This is a genomic window from Pseudoalteromonas sp. SG43-8, from assembly GCF_014164245.1.
GTDB classification, from domain to species: domain Bacteria; phylum Pseudomonadota; class Gammaproteobacteria; order Enterobacterales; family Alteromonadaceae; genus Pseudoalteromonas; species Pseudoalteromonas distincta.
Window position 1 is genome coordinate 1 of record NZ_JACJEX010000039.1, and the last position, 347, is coordinate 347.

2 rRNA genes are annotated in these 347 nt (G+C 38.6%); both read left to right on the top strand.

Annotated features, from left to right (window positions below):
- Positions 1-100: ribosomal RNA gene (locus H5122_RS20030) — 23S ribosomal RNA — on the top strand; the annotation flags it as partial.
- Between the two features lie 145 nt (positions 101-245).
- A 5S ribosomal RNA gene (gene rrf, locus H5122_RS20035) occupies positions 246-347 on the top strand; the annotation flags it as partial.

Consider the following 347-nt stretch of genomic DNA (forward strand, 5'->3'; position numbering starts at 1 on the left):
TCTGAAGGGCCGTTGAAGACTACAACGTTGATAGGCAAGATGTGGAAGTGGTGTGAGCCATTAAGCTAACTTGTACTAATTACCCGTGAGGCTTAACCATACAACGCCAAACGCGTTTTATGTGACAGTTTAGACAGAAGTTAATATAACTAAAGTAGAAATTACTTAGAAAGACTTAAAAAATATTATCAGATATTTTCCAAATTCAGTTAATGCGTAGAAATACGAATTAACGCCCTAATTTGCTTGGTGACAATAGCGTTTTGGACCCACCTGATTCCATGCCGAACTCAGTAGTGAAACGAAACAGCGCCGATGATAGTGTAGCATTTGCTATGTGAAAGTAG